Here is a 15,360-nt window from a genome sequence, read left to right as displayed (position 1 = left end):
CCCGCCTTGGGGGGCACTCCATCAAGCCACTGCGGCCCCCACCTAGCCTCGACGAGCCCGCACCACCGATCGAAGGTCCCACCGCATGCGACTGCCGTCCAGCACCCTCCGTCCGTCGTCACAGACCTCAGGGGCGCCGCAGCCCCGTGGTTCGAGGGCCCGCGTCGGCGCCCTCCTCGTGACCGCGGCCCTGCTCGTCGGCTCCGCCGCCACCGGCACGTTCGGTGCCCCCACCCCCGCCCAGGCGGCCCCCGACACCGGCGGGCTCGACCTCTCGGGCGGCGACTCGTCGCTGCTGAGCGCCGAGACCACCACGCTCGCGCCCGGCCTCGTGCTCACCGACTTCCGCCGCCTGCAGCCCGCCGGCTGGGTCACCGGCCACGTCATGACCGCCGACCTCGGCACCCCCACGCTCTCGCTCGACGTGCTCGACTCCGGATCCGTCTCGGGCGGCGCCACCCTCACCGAGCAGATCGCCGGCACGGGCGCCGTGGCCGCGGTCAACGGCGACTACTTCGACATGAACTACAGCGGCGCCCCCGTGGGCACCAACATCTCGCCCACCGAGGGTCTGCGCTCCGCCGCCCCCGGCGCCCGCCAGGCCTTCACCCTCAGCGACGGCCTCGCCGCCGTGCAGGCCCTCACCGCCACGGGAACCGTCGTCATCTCGGGCGAGAGCACCCCCGTGAACGGCGTCAACACCCCTTCGCTCCCCACCGACGGCCTCGGCTACTACACGAGCGCGTGGGGCGCCCACCCGCTCAACCGCCCGCTCGGGGCACCGGATGCGCTCAGCGCCTCGGTCGCCGCGGTCACCATCGTCGACGGCATCGTCACCGCCGTCACCACCGACCCCGCCGTGCTCGCCGCGCCCACCGCGATCGCCGACGGCACGGGTGTGCTCATCGGCCGCGAGGCCTCCGCCACGCGACTGGCCGCCCTCACGGTGGGCCAGTCCGTCGAGGTGACCGTCGGCACGAACGCCGACGTCGACCTCGCGGTGAGCGGATCGCAGCGCCTCGTGATCGACGGAGCGCAGACGACCGAGGACCAGGTCGAGGCCGCCCGCACCGCCGTGGGCGTGAGCCGCGACGGCACGCACGTGAGCATCGTCTCGATCGACGGCCGCGCGGGCGACGGTCGCGGCATGACGCTCCAGGAGCTCGGCGACCTGTTCCTCGATCTCGGCGCCTACAACGCCGTCAACCTCGACGGCGGCGGCTCCACCATGCTCGCCGCCCGCCTGCCGGGCACCACCGACGCCGCCATCGTCAACCGCCCCTCCGACGGCAGCGAGCGCGTGGTCGCCAACAGCCTCGCGTTCTTCTCCACCGCCCCGGCGGGCACCGTCGACGACGTGCAGGTGGGCACCGCGCTCACCACGGCCGACGCCGATGCCGTCTTCCCCGGCCTGCACCGCACCGTCACCGCTCAGGGCCTCGACGCGAACCTCGCCGGCGTGCCCGTCTCGGGCGCCTTCTCCTCAGCCGACGCCACGGTCACCGTGACCGCGGCGGAGGGCGAGCCCGCCACCGCCGTCGTGGCCGGCGTCTCCCCCGGCACCGCCACCGTGGCGTTCGACGGCTCGGGCGACGCCGCGGGCCGGAGCGCCACCACGACGCTCCGCGTGCTCGGCGACCTCGAGCGCGTGCGCCCCAGCTCCACCGTGGTGGCGCTGCCGCAGCCCGGCCAGACCGCCACGCTCACCGTGAGCGGCCTCGACGCCGACGGGTTCGCGGCGCCGCTCGAGACCTCCGACCTCACCGTGACCCACGGCGACGACGTGACCGTGACCCCCGAGGGCCTCGACCGCTACACGATCGCCCCCACCACCGAGAGCGGATCCGCCACCGTCACCGTGACGGCCCGCACCGCCACGGGCGAGGAGGTCTCGGCCGACGTGGCCGTGACCATCGGCTACCGCAGCATCTCGGTGGCCGACTTCGCCGACGGGGCCTCCTGGACCTCGGCCGCCGACCGCGCGACCGGCAGCACCACCCTCTCCACGGGCCCCGACGGCGAGCCGGCCCTCACGCTCGCCTACGACTTCACGCAGAGCACCGGAACCCGCGGCTACTACGCCGTGGCCCCCGAGATGTCGACGCCCGGCAGCCTCGGCCGCACCCTCGAGGGTCAGCCGCAAGCGCTCACGATGTGGATCAAGGGCGACGAATCCGGCGTCTGGCCGCGCATCCAGATCAAGAACGGCGCGGGCACCACGGTGAACCTCGACGGACCCTTCGTGAACTGGACCGGCTGGCAGCAGGCCAGGTTCGCGGTGCCAGCCGGCACGCCGTACCCGCTCTCGCTGCAGCGCGTGCGCATGCTCGAGACCAAGTCGACCGCCAGCTACCAGGGCGAGGTGAGCATCGCGGGCCTCGAGTCGGTGGTGGCACCGGATGTCGATCAGCCCGTCACTCCCGTGGTCTTCGATCCCGCGATCGTGACCAACGGATCGGTCGCGGGCCGCAGCCAGCAGATCGCCGTCATGAGCGACGCGCAGTTCGTGGCGCGCAACCCCACGAGCGAGCTCGTCGAGGCCGCGCGAGCCACCCTGCAGGAGATCGTGGCCGCGGATCCGGATTACCTCGTGATCAACGGCGACCTCGTCGACGAGGCCTCCGAGGCCGACATCGCGTTCGCCGCCGACCTGCTCGAGGAGGAGATCGGATCCAAGATCCCCTACCTCTACATGCCCGGCAACCACGAGATCATGGGCGGATCGATCTCGAACTTCGAGGCCGTCTTCGGCGAGACGCACCGCTCGGTGCAGCTCGGCAGCACGCTGCTGATCGGGCTCAACAGCTCGGCGGGATCGTTCCGCGCGTCGGAGCTCGAGCAGCTCGAGTTCCTCGACGACGAGCTCGCCCGAGCGAGCTCCACCTCGACCATCACGGGTGTCGTGGTGTTCGACCACCACCCCGCCGATGACCCGCTGCCCAACAAGGCCTCGCAGCTCGGCGACCGCTTCGAGGCGGCGCAGTTCGTGCAGACGCTCACCGACTTCCGTGCGGACTCGGGCAAGTCGGCGGCCATGGTGAACTCCCACGTGGGTGTCTTCGACGCCACGAGCTACGACGGCGTGAGCCGGCTCATCAACGGCAACTCGGGCAAGGGACCGGCCGGCACGCCCTCGACCGGCGGCTTCACGGGGTGGACGATGCTCGGCATCAACCCCTCCGCGGGTGTCGTGGGCTCGTCGCCCACCGTGGTGACGGACCGCACGAGGTGGCTGCAGGCCGAGACGAAGCCGCGCGTGGAGTCGCTCGCGCTCGACGCCCCGACCGTGATGACCGTGGGCGAGACCGCGCTGGTGGCCGCCACGGTGACCCAGGACGGCACTCGCGAGGTGCCCGTGCAGTGGCCCGTGAGCGCCGAGTGGACCGGCGAGTCGCTCGCCGTCGACGACGGCCTCGCAGAGCTCGAGGACTCGGCCGCGGGGGTGCTGCGGCTCAATCCCGCCACGGGTGAGCTCACGGCGGTCGCCGCGGGCACGGGCTCGGTGGCGGTCACGGTGAACGGCGTCACGACCGTCGTCGACGTGACGGTGGCCCCGGACCCCACGGATCCGACCGACCCCACCGACCCGCCGGACCCCACCGATCCGACCGATCCTCCGGTCCCGACCGACCCTCCGGTCCCGACCGATCCTCCAGTCCCGACCGACCCGCCAGCTCCGACGGATCCCACCGACCCGACCGACCCCGGCCAGCCGGGCTCCCCCACCGTTCCCACCCCGGGCGACGGATCGGGCGCGGATGACGACGGCGCCTCGGGCGACCTGGCCTCGACCGGGTTCACCCCCCTCATCGCCGGGGCCGGCGCGGCTCTCGTGCTCGCCGCGGGCCTCGCCCTGATGCTCATTCTCCGCCGCCGACGCCGCCAGGGCACCGACCCCAGCTGACCTGATCCGAGGTCGAGAGAGCCGGCGGGAATAACGGGCCCCCGCCGGCGTTGAACTTGAGCGTATGGCACTCAAGTTTCAAACCAGGAGGTTTCGTGCCCGAGAACTTCACCCCTGAGGGGTCCACTGACAACACCGGCGCCAACTCGTTCGACGAGTTCCTCGCCCGCTACCTCGAGGGCGAGCAGCGCGCGGCGAGGGCCGGGCGCTCCATCGACCTCTCCAAGCTCATCAGCCGCCGCACCCAGGAGCTCCTCTCCCAGGCCGGCAGCTACGCCGTCGAGCACGGTCACTCCGAGCTCGACGCGCTGCACATCCTGCGCACCATCGCGCCGGTGTCGCCGGCGGCCGAGGCCATCCGCGGCGTGGGCGCCGACCCGCGCGCCGTGGCCGACGCGGCCGAGCAGCGCCTCCCGCGCGAGAGCAGCGATCGCGTCGTCGCCCCCAACCTCACGCCGAGCGCCCAGCGCGCGCTCTTCCACGCCTACCAGGTGGCCCGCGCCTCCGGGTCGACCTACATCGATCCCGAGCACCTCTTCTTCGCGCTCGTGATCGCGCAGGACTCCCCCGCCGGCCAGGTGCTCGCCGCCGCAGGCGTCACCCCCGACGCCCTGCAGGAGGGCATGCGGCAGAACGTGCAGGCGGGCGGCGACGGATCCGCCTCCGCCTCCGACCCCACCCGCACGAGCGCCTCAGGCACCGGAGCGGCGCCCGACGCCGCCTCCGACACCCCCACGCTCGACAAGTTCGGCACCGACCTCACGGCGCTGGCCGCGGCCGGCGAGCTCGACCCCGTGGTCGGGCGGCTCGACGAGATCGAGCAGACCGTCGAGATCCTCTCCCGCCGCACCAAGAACAACCCCGTGCTGATCGGCGAGGCCGGCGTGGGCAAGACCGCGATCGTCGACGGCATCGCGCAGGCGATCGTCGACGGCGGTGTGCCCGAGCAGCTGCGCGACAAGCGCGTGGTGTCGCTCGACCTTCCCGCCATGCTCGCGGGCACCCGCTACCGCGGCGACTTCGAGGAGCGCCTGACGACGCTCATGGACGAGATCTCGGCGCACAAGGACGAGATCATCGTGTTCATCGACGAGATCCACACCGTGGTCGGCGCCGGTGGTTCAGGCGAGGGCGGAATGGACGCGGGCAACATCCTGAAGCCCCGCCTGGCGCGCGGCGACCTGCACCTCGTGGGCGCCACCACGCTCAAGGAGTACCGCGGCATCGAGAAGGATCCCGCCCTCGAGCGGCGCTTCTCGCCCGTCACGGTGGGCGAGCCCTCGGCCGACGACGCCGTGCTCATCCTGCAGGGCCTCCGCCCCGCCTACGAGGAGCACCACGGCGTCTCGTACACGGATGCCGCGCTCACCGCGGCCGTCGAGCTCTCGGCGCGCTACGTGAGCGACCGCTTCCTGCCCGACAAGGCCATCGACCTCATCGACCAGGCCGGCGCGCGACTGCGGCTCTCGCTCGGCAAGGCTCCCGAGGTGGTCGACATCTCGGGCCTGCAGGCCGACCTCGCCGCTCTCGAGGGCGCCAAGAACGCGGCCGTCTCGGCCGAGCACTACGAGGAGGCCTCGCGCATCCGCGACGAGATCGAGGACATCCAGCACCAGCTGGCCGAGGCCACCTCGGTGGCGCACCGGGTCGCCTCGGAGCGCGCCTCAGGCGGGATCGACCTGGATGCGGTCGTGGATGAAGCCGAGATCGCCGCGGTGATCTCGCGGTCCACGGGCATCCCGATCTCCCGCCTCGGCGACGTCGACCGCACCCGTCTGGCCGCCCTCGAGGGCGAGCTGCACGAGCGCGTGATCGGGCAGGACGACGCCGTGACCGTGGTGGCCAAGGCCGTGCGCCGCAACCGCACGGGCATGGGAGACGCGAACCGGCCGATCGGCTCGTTCCTCTTCCTCGGCCCCACCGGCGTGGGCAAGACCGAGCTCGCCAAGTCGCTCGCGGAGTCGCTGTTCGGCGACGCCTCGGCCATGCTGCGCTTCGACATGTCGGAGTTCGGCGAGCGCCACACCGTCTCCCGTCTTGTCGGTGCCCCTCCCGGGTACGTCGGCTACGACGAGGCCGGTCAGCTCACCGAGCGCGTGCGTCGCAACCCCTACTCGGTGGTGCTGTTCGACGAGATCGAGAAGGCGCACCCGGATGTCTTCAACCTGCTCCTGCAGGTGCTCGACGACGGTCGGCTCACCGACTCGCAGGGGCGCACGGTCGACTTCCGCAACACCGTGGTCATCATGACCTCGAACCTCGGTTCGGAGTTCCTGGCCTCCCGGTCGGGCGCGATGGGCTTCGTGGCGGCCGCGGCCGACGGGTCGTACGACGCCACGGGCTTCGGCTCGGACAAGGCTCTGCGCGACCGCGTGATGGGCAAGCTGCGTGAGGCGATGCGGCCGGAGTTCCTCAACCGGATCGACGAGATCGTGCTGTTCCGCAAGCTCGAGAAGGCGCAGCTGCGGCAGATCGTGTCGCTGCTGCTGGGTGCCACGCGTACCCGGCTCGGTGCTCGCGAGATGACGCTCACGGTCACGGATGCGGCGATCGACTGGATGGCCGAGACGGGCTACGAGCCCGAGTACGGTGCCCGGCCGCTGCGCCGGGTCATCCAGCGCCACGTCGACGACCGGATCGCCGACCTGCTGGTCTCCGGATCACTCGTGGATGGGGGCGAGGTCGTGCTCGACGCGGCCGACGGCTCCCTCACGGTGACCTCCGCCTCGGCTCCCACGGAGCTCCTGGCGGCCTGACCCGATCCAGCACTCCGCTGCCAGCCGTCGCCCGCCCCGCCTACCCGGCGCGGCGGGCGGCGACGCGTCGGGGGCGCGGGTCGTGGAGCAGCACCTCGTCGGGGGCGCGCAGGCGGTCGAGCACGAACTCGGTGAGCGTGCTGAGTCTCGGCGAAGTCGCCGGGGCCGAGTCGCCCTCCCGCTCACGCTGCAGTCGGCGCACCGAGAACGCGGCCGCGAGGCCGCCGGCGATGGCGGGCACGGTCACGATCCAGAGCACCACCCACAGCTCGGGCACGAGCGCGACCGTCGTCACGATGGCCGCGACCACCACGAAGAGCGATGCAGCCACCCCCACGAGCACCGCACCCGCGCGGGTCGGCATCAGTCGGGCGCCGTTCCGCCAACCGAGGGCCGCGCCGAGCGCGGAGCACACCGCGAGCAGCAGCGCGATCTGCGCGCCGAGCAGCACGAACGATCCGGAGAACCCGAGGTCGACCTTGGCCGAGATCGCCACGACGGCCTGGATCGAGAAGAAGCTGGAGAGGAAGGTGGCGACTCCCCCGGCAGTGGAGAAGCGCAGGACTGCCCGCCTGCTAGACACCGTTGTCACACGTCCACTGTAACAAAGGCGGCTGAGCCCGTGGCGTCGGCTAGGGTCGACGGACACCCCGGCGCCTTGGCGGAGTGGCTACGCAGCGGTCTGCAAAACCGTGTACACGGGTTCGAATCCCGTAGGTGCCTCCATTCATCCTCAGATGAGGAAGTAGAGTCGGATCCGTGACTCAGATACGGATCAAGGATGCCGCGCTCTATCTCGGCGTGAGCGACGACACCGTGCGCAGGTGGATCGACTCCGGTCTGCTCGGGTCCGACCGCGACGACTCGGGGCGCACCGTCGTCGACGGCCTCTCGCTCGCGCAGCTGGCCAAGAAGAACGCGGTGCTGCCCGCCGACCCCTCCGAGGTGGGTCGAAGTGCGCGCAACCGCTTCGTGGGCATCGTCACCGACATCACCGTCGACACCGTCATGGCGCAGGTGGAGCTGCAATGCGGCCCGCACCGCGTCGTCTCCCTGCTCTCGAGCGAGGCCGTGCGCGAGCTCGGGCTCGAGCTCGGCTCGGTGGCGATCGCCGTGGTGAAGGCCACCACCGTCATCATCGAGACCCCGGGCGGCAAGGCGTGAGCTGGCGGCGCGCAGCTGGGGCGGGGATGGCCGCGATGGCCGCCTGCGCCCTTCTCGCCGCGTGCGCCGGCCCGAGCACCGCGGTCGTCGGCGCGGGCGAGACGGGGTCCGGGACCGGTACCGGAACCGGGTCCAGCATCACGGTCTTCGCCGCCGCCTCGCTCCAGGGCACCTTCACCGAGCTGGCCGAGCGGTTCGAGGCCGAGAACCCCGGCGTCACGGTGCAGCTCAGCTTCGCCGGGAGCTCCGACCTGGCCACCCAGATCGCCGAGGGCGCTCCCGCCGACGTGTTCGCCTCGGCCGACGAGAGCACCCTGTCGAGGCTCACCGACGCCGGACTCATCGACGAGGCGTCCGCCGTCGACTTCGCCACGAACGTGCTCACCATCGCCGTGCCTCCCGGCAACCCGGGCGGTGTCTCGGGGTTCGCCGATCTGGCCTCGCCCGACGTCACGACCGTGGTCTGCGCCCCCCAGGTGCCGTGCGGCGCGGCCACGGCCGCCCTCGAGGAGGCCACGGGAGTCGACATCGCACCCGTGAGCGAGGAGTCCTCCGTCACCGACGTGCTCGGCAAGGTCACGAGCGGCGAGGCGGATGCCGGGCTCGTCTACGTCACCGACGTCATCGCGGCCGGTGACGCCGTCGAGGAGGTCGCGTTCCCCGAGTCGACCGAGGTCGTCAACACCTATCCGATCGCGACCGTCGCCGCATCCGCCCACGCCGACACCGCCGCGGGCTTCGTGCGGTTCGTCACCGGCAGCACCGGCCGCGCGGTGCTCGAGGCCGCCGGCTTCGGCGCACCGCGGTAGGCCCCGCCGTGCGCCCCTCCCGCCTCTCTCCCTCCCCCTCCCCGTCGCTCGGCGTGCCGCGCTGGGTGGCCGCCGTGGCCGTCGTGGGCGCGCTCTTCGTGGTGGTGCCGCTCGCGGCGATCGTGCTGCGCGTGGACTGGGCGGAGTTCGTGCCCCTCATCACCTCGCCGTCGTCGCTCGACGCGCTCGGGCTGAGCCTCCGCACCTCGCTCGCGGCCACGGTGCTGTGCGTGCTGCTGGGGGTGCCGATGGCGATCGTGCTCGCTCGCACGCGCATCCGGGGCCAGCGGATCCTGCGCTCGCTCGTGCTGCTGCCCCTCGTGCTGCCCCCTGTCGTGGGCGGCATCGCCCTGCTCTACACGTTCGGCCGGCGCGGGCTGCTCGGATCGACGTTCGAGCTTCTCGGCATCCCGATCGCCTTCTCCACCACCGCGGTGGTGCTCGCGCAGACCTTCGTGGCGCTGCCCTTCCTCGTGCTGAGCCTCGAAGGGGCCCTGCGCACGGTCGGCACCCGCTACGAGGCCGTCGGCGCCACCCTCGGGGCGGCACCCGGCACGGTGCTTCGCCGCATCACGCTGCCGCTCGTGCTGCCCGCCCTCGTCTCGGGGGCCGTGCTCTCGTTCGCACGCGCACTCGGCGAGTTCGGCGCCACCCTCACCTTCGCGGGCAGCCTGCAGGGCGTCACCCGCACGCTCCCGCTCGAGATCTACCTGCAGCGCGAGACGGATCCGGATGCGGCGGTCGCGCTCTCGCTCGTGCTCGTCGTGGTGGCCGTCGCAGTCGTGAGCGTGGCCCACCAGGCGGGCGAGGGCCCCTTCCGCGGGCGGGGTTCGTGATGCTCGAGTTCGAGGCTCGTGTGGGCGAGCGCGGGTTCGACGTCGCGTTCACCGTGGCCGAAGGCGAGACGGTGGCCGTGCTCGGGGCGAACGGGGCGGGAAAGTCGACGCTGCTCGCGCTGCTCGCGGGACTGCTGCGCCCCGATTCGGGTCGTGCGGTGCTCGACGGCGAGGTGCTGTTCGACCTCCCCGCGGCGGCCGGTCGGCCACCGCGCCGGTGGCGGCCCGCGCACGAGCGCGCCGTGGCGCTGCTCGCGCAGGAACCGCTGCTGTTCCCGCATCTGAGCGTGGTCGACAACGTGGCCTTCGGACCGCGCAGCGCGCGAGGTGAGGCTCGGAGAACCCGCTCGGCCGCCGATGAGCAGGCCCGGCACTGGCTCGCCGAGGTCGACGCCCTGGAGTTCGCCCGGCGTCGGCCCCAGCAGCTCTCGGGCGGTCAGGCTCAGCGCATCGCCGTGGCGCGCGCCCTGGCCGCCGACCCCAGGCTGCTGCTGCTCGACGAGCCGCTCTCGGCCCTCGACGCCGAGGTGGCACCAGCCCTCAGGCGCACGCTCCGCCGCGTGCTCGAGCACCGCACGGCCGTGATCGTCACCCACGACATCCTCGACGCCTTCACCCTCGCCGACCGCGTGATCGTGCTCGAGGCCGGCCGCATCGTCGACGAGGGCCCCACCCGCGAGGTGCTCGAGCACCCCACGAGCCCCTTCGCGGCGGGCCTCGCCGCCCTCGACCTCTTCCTCGGCACCGTAGTCGCCGCCGACACCGCGTCAGCCCACCTCTCCCTCGAGGTGGATCCCCCACCCGACACCCCGCTCACGCTCACGCTCACCGTGGCACCCACGTCCTCCACCCACCCGGCGGGGCCTCCCGCGGTGGGTGCGCGAGCGGCCGTCTCGGTGCGCCCGGCGCACGTCTCGGTACACACCTCCGACCCCGGCGCCTCCGCGGGCCCGAACGTCGTGGCCGGCACCGTGCTCGACCTCGAACCGCGCGGCGACCTCGTGCGCGTGCGCACCGAACGGATCGCCGCCGACCTCACCCCCGCAGCAGCAGCGGCCCTCGACCTCGAGCCGGGCACCCCCGTGTGGTGCACCTTCGATCCGGTCGCCGCCGCGATCTACCCGCGCTGACGAGCTGCGAGCACCGAGGCCTCGGTGTCGACCCGCCGTCGCCCCACGATGAGCCGCACCGTGTACTCCACGTTCGCCAGCGCGTGCAGCACCACCCCCACGCCCACCACCACGAGCCCGAACAGCTCGAGCCCCGCATCACCGGGCGCCAGCCACTCGATGAGCAGCAGCAGCGGGAACCCCACCATCAGCAGCACCGTGCGGAGCCGCCCCATCCACCGCACCGGCACGATGCCCGGCTTCGTCACGAGCGCCGTCACGCCCAGCAGCAGATCGGCCACGAGCAGCACCACCGCCATCCACAGCGGCACGATCCCCGCCACCACGAGCGTCACGCACACCACGAACTGGCTCACCCGGTCGGCGATCGGATCGAGCTTCTTGCCCAGATCGGTGATGAGGTCGAACCGCCGGGCGATGAATCCGTCTGCCCAGTCGGTGACGCCGAGCACCACGAGCACCATGAGCGCCCAGAACGGGCTCTCCCACACCAGCAGCACCACCACGAACAGCGGCGTCAGAACGATCAGCCGCCCGAGGGAGATGCTGTTGGGGATGTTCACGCGTCGGGCATCGACTCTGTCGTGATGATCGTGCCCGTCCAGCCCGGCTGGGCGGCGATGATCTCGGTGAGCTCGGCGTTGATGTAGAGCGTTCCACCACCGGGCCCCGCCTGGTGGAAGTAGGAGTCGCTGAACACCATGTCGCTCAGCACGACCTTCACGTCGGGGTAGGTCTGCACGATGCGCGCGATGGCGCGTTCGGGGTCGGGCATCACCTCTCCTTTCGCTAGCCTGGGTTCAGCTTACTTCTAGGGGGTATCCGGCAATGGAGTTCCAGACCGAATCGATCGGAGACGACATCGTCGTGATCCGGGGAGACGGGCGCCTCAACATGGTCTCGGGACCGGTGCTCCGCGAGACCGTCGCGAGACTCACAGGCGAGGACCACGTGCGCATCGTCGTCGATCTCTCCCGCGTGCCCTTCATGGACTCGTCCGGTCTCGGTGCCCTCATCGCGGGCCTCAAGGCGACCAGGGAGAAGGGCGGCGACCTGCGGATCGTGAAGCCGTCGACCCAGGTCGCCATGGTGCTGAGGCTCTCGAAGGTCGACACCATCCTCCCCGCCTACCCGAGCGTGGAGGAGGCCTTCGGTGACTGAGGAGCGCAAGAACCTCGTCTTCATCGCGCCGCCGGACGACGTCGACGCCGTGCACGAGTTCCTCGAGACCGTGTGGGCCGCCAACCCCGAGGTGAGCGAGCACGACCGCATGGCCTTCGAGACGGCACTCGTGGAGCTCGCCGCCAACGTCATCCAGCACGCGGCCGGCGAGGGCGGGGTCACGTGCGTGCTCACCGTCAACGCCGACGAGAACGGCCTCACCGCCTCCCTCACCGACACCGCGGATGCGGGCGGCATCGTGCTCGTGGCCAGGTCGATGCCCGACGAGCTCGCCGAGTCGGGCCGCGGCATCGCGCTCATCCAGGCCCTCGTCGACGACCTCCGCTACGAGCGCATCGACGAGCGCAACGTCTGGTCGATCACCAAGGCCAGAGCCGCCGCGGAGAGCTAGCTAGGCGCTGCGGAAGACCACGACCGCCGTCACGTCGTCGTCGGCTCTGTCGGCCGCGCGCACGAGCTCGGTGATCGCCCGCACGGCGTCGGCGGGGCTGTCGGCCCCTGACACGAGCGCCGCGATCTCGTCGAGCGACTCGAGGGTGCCGTCGTAGAGGTCGAGCAGGCCGTCGGTGAAGGTGATGAGGCGGTCGCCGGCGCCGAGAACCGTCTCGGAGGCCGTCCACAGCCCGTCGGCCACGATGCCGATGGGCAGGCCCGTGGCCTCGAGGCGCTCGGAGGAGCCGTCGGGGTGCAGCACGATCGTGAGACCGTGGCCCGCATCCGCGAAGTCCATCCGGCCTGTCGTCGTGTCGATCCTGGCGTGGAAGAGGGTCGCGAACGATCCGGTCGCACCCAGGTCGAGAGCCAACTGCTCGTTGACCTGCTCGACCGCCGGCAGCACGTCGACCCCCGTCTGCGCCTGGAACGCGGCGCGCACCGTGGCGGCGAGGATGGCGCCGGCCGTGCCCTTGCCCATCACATCGGCGAGGGTGAGCTCGATGCGGCCCTCCGTGCCGTGCCAGGAGTAGAAGTCGCCGGCCACCGTGCGCGAGGGCAGGCACACGCCCGCCACCTCGAACATCGGCAGACCCGGCTGACCCATCGGCAGCAGCTGCTGCTGCACCTCGGCGGCGCGATCGAGGTCGGCCGAGTCCTGCAGCTCGCGCTCCACCCAGTCGCCGATCTCCTCGAGCAGCTTCAGCTGCTCGTCGCTGAACTCGCGCGGGGTGGTGTCGACAAGACAGAGCGTGCCCACCCTCAAGTCGTCGCCGAGGCTGAGCGGTCGCCCGACGTAGAAGCGGATGTGGCGCTCGCCCGTGACCGTGTCGCGCGAGGCGAACCGCTCGTCCTTCGTGGCATCGGGCACCACGAGCACCCCGGGGCGCTGGATGGCGATGTCGCAGAACGACTGCGACCGAGGGGCGAACGGGTTCGCGTCGCGCGGCTGGGGCGACTTCGTGAATTGCTGCGTCTGGTCGAGCAGGTTGATCTCGGCCACGGGCACGTCGAAGAGCTCGCGGGCGATGCGCGTGATGCGGTCGAAGCGCTCCTCGCCCGGCGTGGCGAACAGGTTGAGGCGCTCGACGGCGGCCACCCGCAGCTCCTCGAACCGCTCGTGGTCGCTCGCCCTGCGGTCCGCGCCCGTGTCGCCCATGTCACCCATGTGGTCCAGCGTACTCACCGCCGGAGTCGGGGCTCAGTACCAGTTGACCGACTGCGAGTGCGACCATGCCGAGCACGGGGTGCCGTAGCCGCGGGCGATGTAGTCGAGGCCCCAGGTGATCTGGGTCACGGCGTTGGTGGCCCAGTCGTCGGCCACGGTGGCCATCTTGCTGCCGGGCAGCGACTGAGGGATGCCGTAGGCGCCGCTCGAGGCGTTCTCCGCCTGGTAGTTCCAGCCCGACTCCTTGGTCCAGAGCGAGTCGAGGCACTGCATCTGGTCGCTGCCCCAGCCGCGCGCGGCCACCATGTCGGCGGCCACGGCTCGGGCGCCGTCGGGCGTGTTCGCCAGAGCGAGTCGCTCGGCGGCAGCCTGCTCGGCCGCTGCGGCCTCGGCGGCGGCCTGGGCGGCAGCGTCGGCGGCGGCCTGGTCGACCACGGCGGCCTGGTTCCTCGCCGTGTCGCTCTGCAGGAGCACGTCGGTCGAGAGCGACTGCACGGTGGTGGTGTCGAGGTACTCGTAGTTCACGAGCGACGCGAGCGAGGCCGTGAGCGGTGCCGTGTCGACCTTGCCCTTCACGGCGCTCAGCAGGGCGTTGCCCTCGGCCAGCGCGGTGGCGGCGCGCTCGTCGGCGCGCTCGGCGGTGCGCTCGAAGAGAGCGGTGGCAGCGGAGTCGTCTTCGGCTATCGAGGCGGCCGTGGTGGGCATGGTGCGCGTCGCCGTCACGCTCTCGGCGTGCGCCACGAGCGGATTCGCGAAGGCGCCTCCCGTCACGAGCAGACCGGCCACGAGCGTGGCGGCCACGGGGGCGATGGCGGCGCGGCCCCGGCCGGGGGCGGGGCGACGTGCTTCTCGGAGGGAGCGGCGGGTGGGGTCGGGTGGGGCCTGGAGCATGTCTTCCCTGGGTTTCGGCCACCTGGGCATGCCTCGGCGAGGGTCGGCGCGGGCGCGCGACGCCTCGGCGGGGCGGTGGCGGTGACGGTCGGTGTCGGGTCACTGTGAAGCCGTCACGGCTTCTGCGTGGTGTTCGGGTCACTCTGTCGTTCGGGGGCCGACCACAGGTCACCCGCAAGAACGATTGAAGCCACAAGTATGAGCAGGCTTTCTGGGAGAAGACTCCATACACCCCAATGGAATCCGCGCACGAGCCCAGGATGGGCGTGTGATGCACGCATACACGGCGCAGCAGGTGCGCGACACGGAGGCGCCCCACCTCGCCGCCGGGGAGCCCCTCATGCAGCGGGCGGCGCACGGGCTGGCGCAGGAGATCCGCCGCCTGATCGACACCAAAGGTGCCGCGACCGCAGCCGGGGGAACCGGCGATCCGCGCCCCTCCACGGTGCTCCTGCTCGTGGGCTCCGGATCCAACGGCGGCGACGCCCTCTTCGCCGGCGCCGAGCTGGCCGAGGCCGGATTCCCCGTGCGCGCCCTCGCTCTCGGCAGCCGTCTCCACGAGACCGGCGCCGCCGCGGCGCGCGCCGCCGGCGTGGAGTTCCCCGATGTCGACCCCGCGCTGATCGAGGCGCTCCCCACCTCACTCGGCGATGTCTGCGTGATCGTCGACGGCATCCTCGGCATCGGCGTCTCCTCGGGCTCCCTCGCCCTCCGTGGGCCGGCGCGCGAGGTCGTCGGCCGTCTTCTCGCGGCGGGCGGGGCACAGGATGCACCGGGGTCGCTCCCGCCGGTGGTGGCGGTCGACGTGCCGAGCGGCATCGATCCCGACACCGGTGAGACGGCCGACGACGTCGTGCTCCCGGCCACCGTGACCGTCACCTTCGGGGGCGTCAAGGCGGGGCTCCTGGGCGGCAGGGGCGCCGAGCTGGCGGGAGAGCTCGTGCTCGTGCCGATCGGGATCGAGGAGGATCTGGCCCTCGTGCACCCGGTCATCCGCCGTGAAAGCACGACCCCGAAGGTTGCGGATTCGGCGAAGCGCGCGACGATGGAGCAACAGGACCGTCATCGGGCGGACCGCGGCTAGGAGC

Annotated in this window: 14 protein-coding genes and 1 tRNA gene; 10 read left to right on the top strand and 5 right to left on the bottom strand. The window is 72.1% G+C overall.

Annotation, left to right across the window (positions count from 1 at the left end):
• The first annotated feature begins 85 nt into the window (after positions 1-85).
• Positions 86-3,904 (top strand): phosphodiester glycosidase family protein, encoded by a 3,819-nt coding sequence (locus tag ACEXQC_RS00380; RefSeq protein ID WP_374817196.1) that lies wholly within the window; start codon positions 86-88, stop codon positions 3,902-3,904.
• A 95-nt stretch (positions 3,905-3,999) separates the two neighbouring features.
• Positions 4,000-6,660, top strand: a complete 2,661-nt coding sequence (locus ACEXQC_RS00375; RefSeq protein ID WP_374817194.1) for an ATP-dependent Clp protease ATP-binding subunit — start codon at positions 4,000-4,002, stop codon at positions 6,658-6,660.
• 40 nt (positions 6,661-6,700) lie between these two features.
• Here ACEXQC_RS00375 and ACEXQC_RS00370 read toward each other — a convergent pair whose 3' ends face one another.
• Positions 6,701-7,252 carry a hypothetical protein gene (locus ACEXQC_RS00370; RefSeq protein WP_374817192.1) on the bottom strand — a complete coding sequence of 184 codons (552 nt, stop codon included), beginning with the start codon at positions 7,250-7,252 and terminating at the stop codon, positions 6,701-6,703.
• Positions 7,253-7,312: 60 nt separating this feature from the next.
• On the opposite strand from ACEXQC_RS00370, the gene ACEXQC_RS00365 reads away from it, so the two are divergent.
• From ACEXQC_RS00365 to ACEXQC_RS00345, 5 genes are all read left to right on the top strand, one after another.
• A tRNA-Cys gene (locus ACEXQC_RS00365) sits at positions 7,313-7,386 on the top strand.
• A gap of 33 nt (positions 7,387-7,419) precedes the next feature.
• On the top strand, positions 7,420-7,824 hold the full coding sequence (locus ACEXQC_RS00360; RefSeq protein WP_374817190.1) for a TOBE domain-containing protein: 405 nt from the start codon (positions 7,420-7,422) through the stop codon (positions 7,822-7,824).
• Between the two features lie 35 nt (positions 7,825-7,859).
• Positions 7,860-8,633 carry a molybdate ABC transporter substrate-binding protein gene (modA, locus tag ACEXQC_RS00355; protein ID WP_374817188.1) on the top strand — a complete coding sequence of 258 codons (774 nt, stop codon included), beginning with the start codon at positions 7,860-7,862 and terminating at the stop codon, positions 8,631-8,633.
• A gap of 8 nt (positions 8,634-8,641) precedes the next feature.
• Entirely contained in the window at positions 8,642-9,469 is an 828-nt protein-coding gene (locus ACEXQC_RS00350; protein ID WP_374817187.1) for an ABC transporter permease, read from the top strand.
• Positions 9,466-10,599 (top strand): sulfate/molybdate ABC transporter ATP-binding protein, encoded by a 1,134-nt coding sequence (locus ACEXQC_RS00345; RefSeq protein ID WP_374817185.1) that lies wholly within the window; start codon positions 9,466-9,468, stop codon positions 10,597-10,599. The genes ACEXQC_RS00350 and ACEXQC_RS00345 overlap by 4 nt, the downstream gene beginning before the upstream one ends.
• Here the strand turns inward: ACEXQC_RS00345 and ACEXQC_RS00340 are convergent.
• Together ACEXQC_RS00340 and ACEXQC_RS00335 are read right to left on the bottom strand one after the other, a co-directional pair.
• Positions 10,587-11,162: a CDP-alcohol phosphatidyltransferase family protein gene (locus tag ACEXQC_RS00340; protein WP_374817183.1), complete on the bottom strand. Its 576-nt coding sequence runs from the start codon at positions 11,160-11,162 to the stop codon at positions 10,587-10,589. The two genes, ACEXQC_RS00345 and ACEXQC_RS00340, sit on opposite strands and share 13 nt — an antisense overlap.
• Positions 11,159-11,374 (bottom strand): hypothetical protein, encoded by a 216-nt coding sequence (locus ACEXQC_RS00335; RefSeq protein WP_374817182.1) that lies wholly within the window; start codon positions 11,372-11,374, stop codon positions 11,159-11,161. The genes ACEXQC_RS00340 and ACEXQC_RS00335 overlap by 4 nt, the downstream gene beginning before the upstream one ends.
• A 53-nt stretch (positions 11,375-11,427) precedes the next feature.
• On the opposite strand from ACEXQC_RS00335, the gene ACEXQC_RS00330 reads away from it, so the two are divergent.
• Positions 11,428-11,760, top strand: coding sequence for an STAS domain-containing protein (locus tag ACEXQC_RS00330; RefSeq protein WP_374817180.1), 333 nt, complete (start codon positions 11,428-11,430; stop codon positions 11,758-11,760).
• Complete coding sequence (locus ACEXQC_RS00325) at positions 11,753-12,172, top strand: ATP-binding protein (protein WP_374817178.1); 420 nt, start codon at positions 11,753-11,755, stop codon at positions 12,170-12,172. Before ACEXQC_RS00330 ends, ACEXQC_RS00325 begins: the two co-directional genes overlap by 8 nt.
• Here the strand turns inward: ACEXQC_RS00325 and ACEXQC_RS00320 are convergent, their stop codons facing one another.
• Both ACEXQC_RS00320 and ACEXQC_RS00315 read right to left on the bottom strand, forming a co-directional pair.
• Positions 12,173-13,381 carry a PP2C family protein-serine/threonine phosphatase gene (locus ACEXQC_RS00320; RefSeq protein WP_374817176.1) on the bottom strand — a complete coding sequence of 403 codons (1,209 nt, stop codon included), beginning with the start codon at positions 13,379-13,381 and terminating at the stop codon, positions 12,173-12,175.
• Between the two features lie 33 nt (positions 13,382-13,414).
• Positions 13,415-14,272, bottom strand: a complete 858-nt coding sequence (locus ACEXQC_RS00315; RefSeq protein WP_374817174.1) for an aggregation-promoting factor C-terminal-like domain-containing protein — start codon at positions 14,270-14,272, stop codon at positions 13,415-13,417.
• A gap of 271 nt (positions 14,273-14,543) precedes the next feature.
• Here ACEXQC_RS00315 and ACEXQC_RS00310 point away from each other — a divergent pair, with 271 nt between their 5' ends.
• A complete protein-coding gene (locus ACEXQC_RS00310; RefSeq protein WP_374817268.1) occupies positions 14,544-15,356 on the top strand; it encodes an NAD(P)H-hydrate epimerase in 813 nt (270 codons plus the stop codon).
• The last annotated feature ends 4 nt before the right edge of the window (positions 15,357-15,360 follow it).

This window comes from Herbiconiux liukaitaii (assembly GCF_041927495.1).
Lineage (GTDB): Bacteria > Actinomycetota > Actinomycetes > Actinomycetales > Microbacteriaceae > Herbiconiux > Herbiconiux liukaitaii.
The sequence above is the reverse complement of the archived record's forward strand: the minus strand, read 5'-3'. Positions and strand labels throughout refer to the sequence as shown.

Excerpts from the sequence above, each read along its gene's own strand:
- ACEXQC_RS00380 (WP_374817196.1), top strand. The coding sequence starts at position 86 with ATGCGACTGCCGTCCAGCACCCTCCGTCCGTCGTCACAGACCTCAGGG.
- modA (WP_374817188.1), top strand. The coding sequence starts at position 7,860 with ATGGCCGCCTGCGCCCTTCTCGCCGCGTGCGCCGGCCCGAGCACCGCG.
- ACEXQC_RS00335 (WP_374817182.1), bottom strand. The coding sequence starts at position 11,374 with ATGCCCGACCCCGAACGCGCCATCGCGCGCATCGTGCAGACCTACCCC.
- ACEXQC_RS00330 (WP_374817180.1), top strand. The coding sequence starts at position 11,428 with ATGGAGTTCCAGACCGAATCGATCGGAGACGACATCGTCGTGATCCGG.
- ACEXQC_RS00320 (WP_374817176.1), bottom strand. The coding sequence starts at position 13,381 with ATGGGTGACATGGGCGACACGGGCGCGGACCGCAGGGCGAGCGACCAC.
- ACEXQC_RS00315 (WP_374817174.1), bottom strand. The coding sequence starts at position 14,272 with ATGCTCCAGGCCCCACCCGACCCCACCCGCCGCTCCCTCCGAGAAGCA.
- ACEXQC_RS00310 (WP_374817268.1), top strand. The coding sequence starts at position 14,544 with ATGCACGCATACACGGCGCAGCAGGTGCGCGACACGGAGGCGCCCCAC.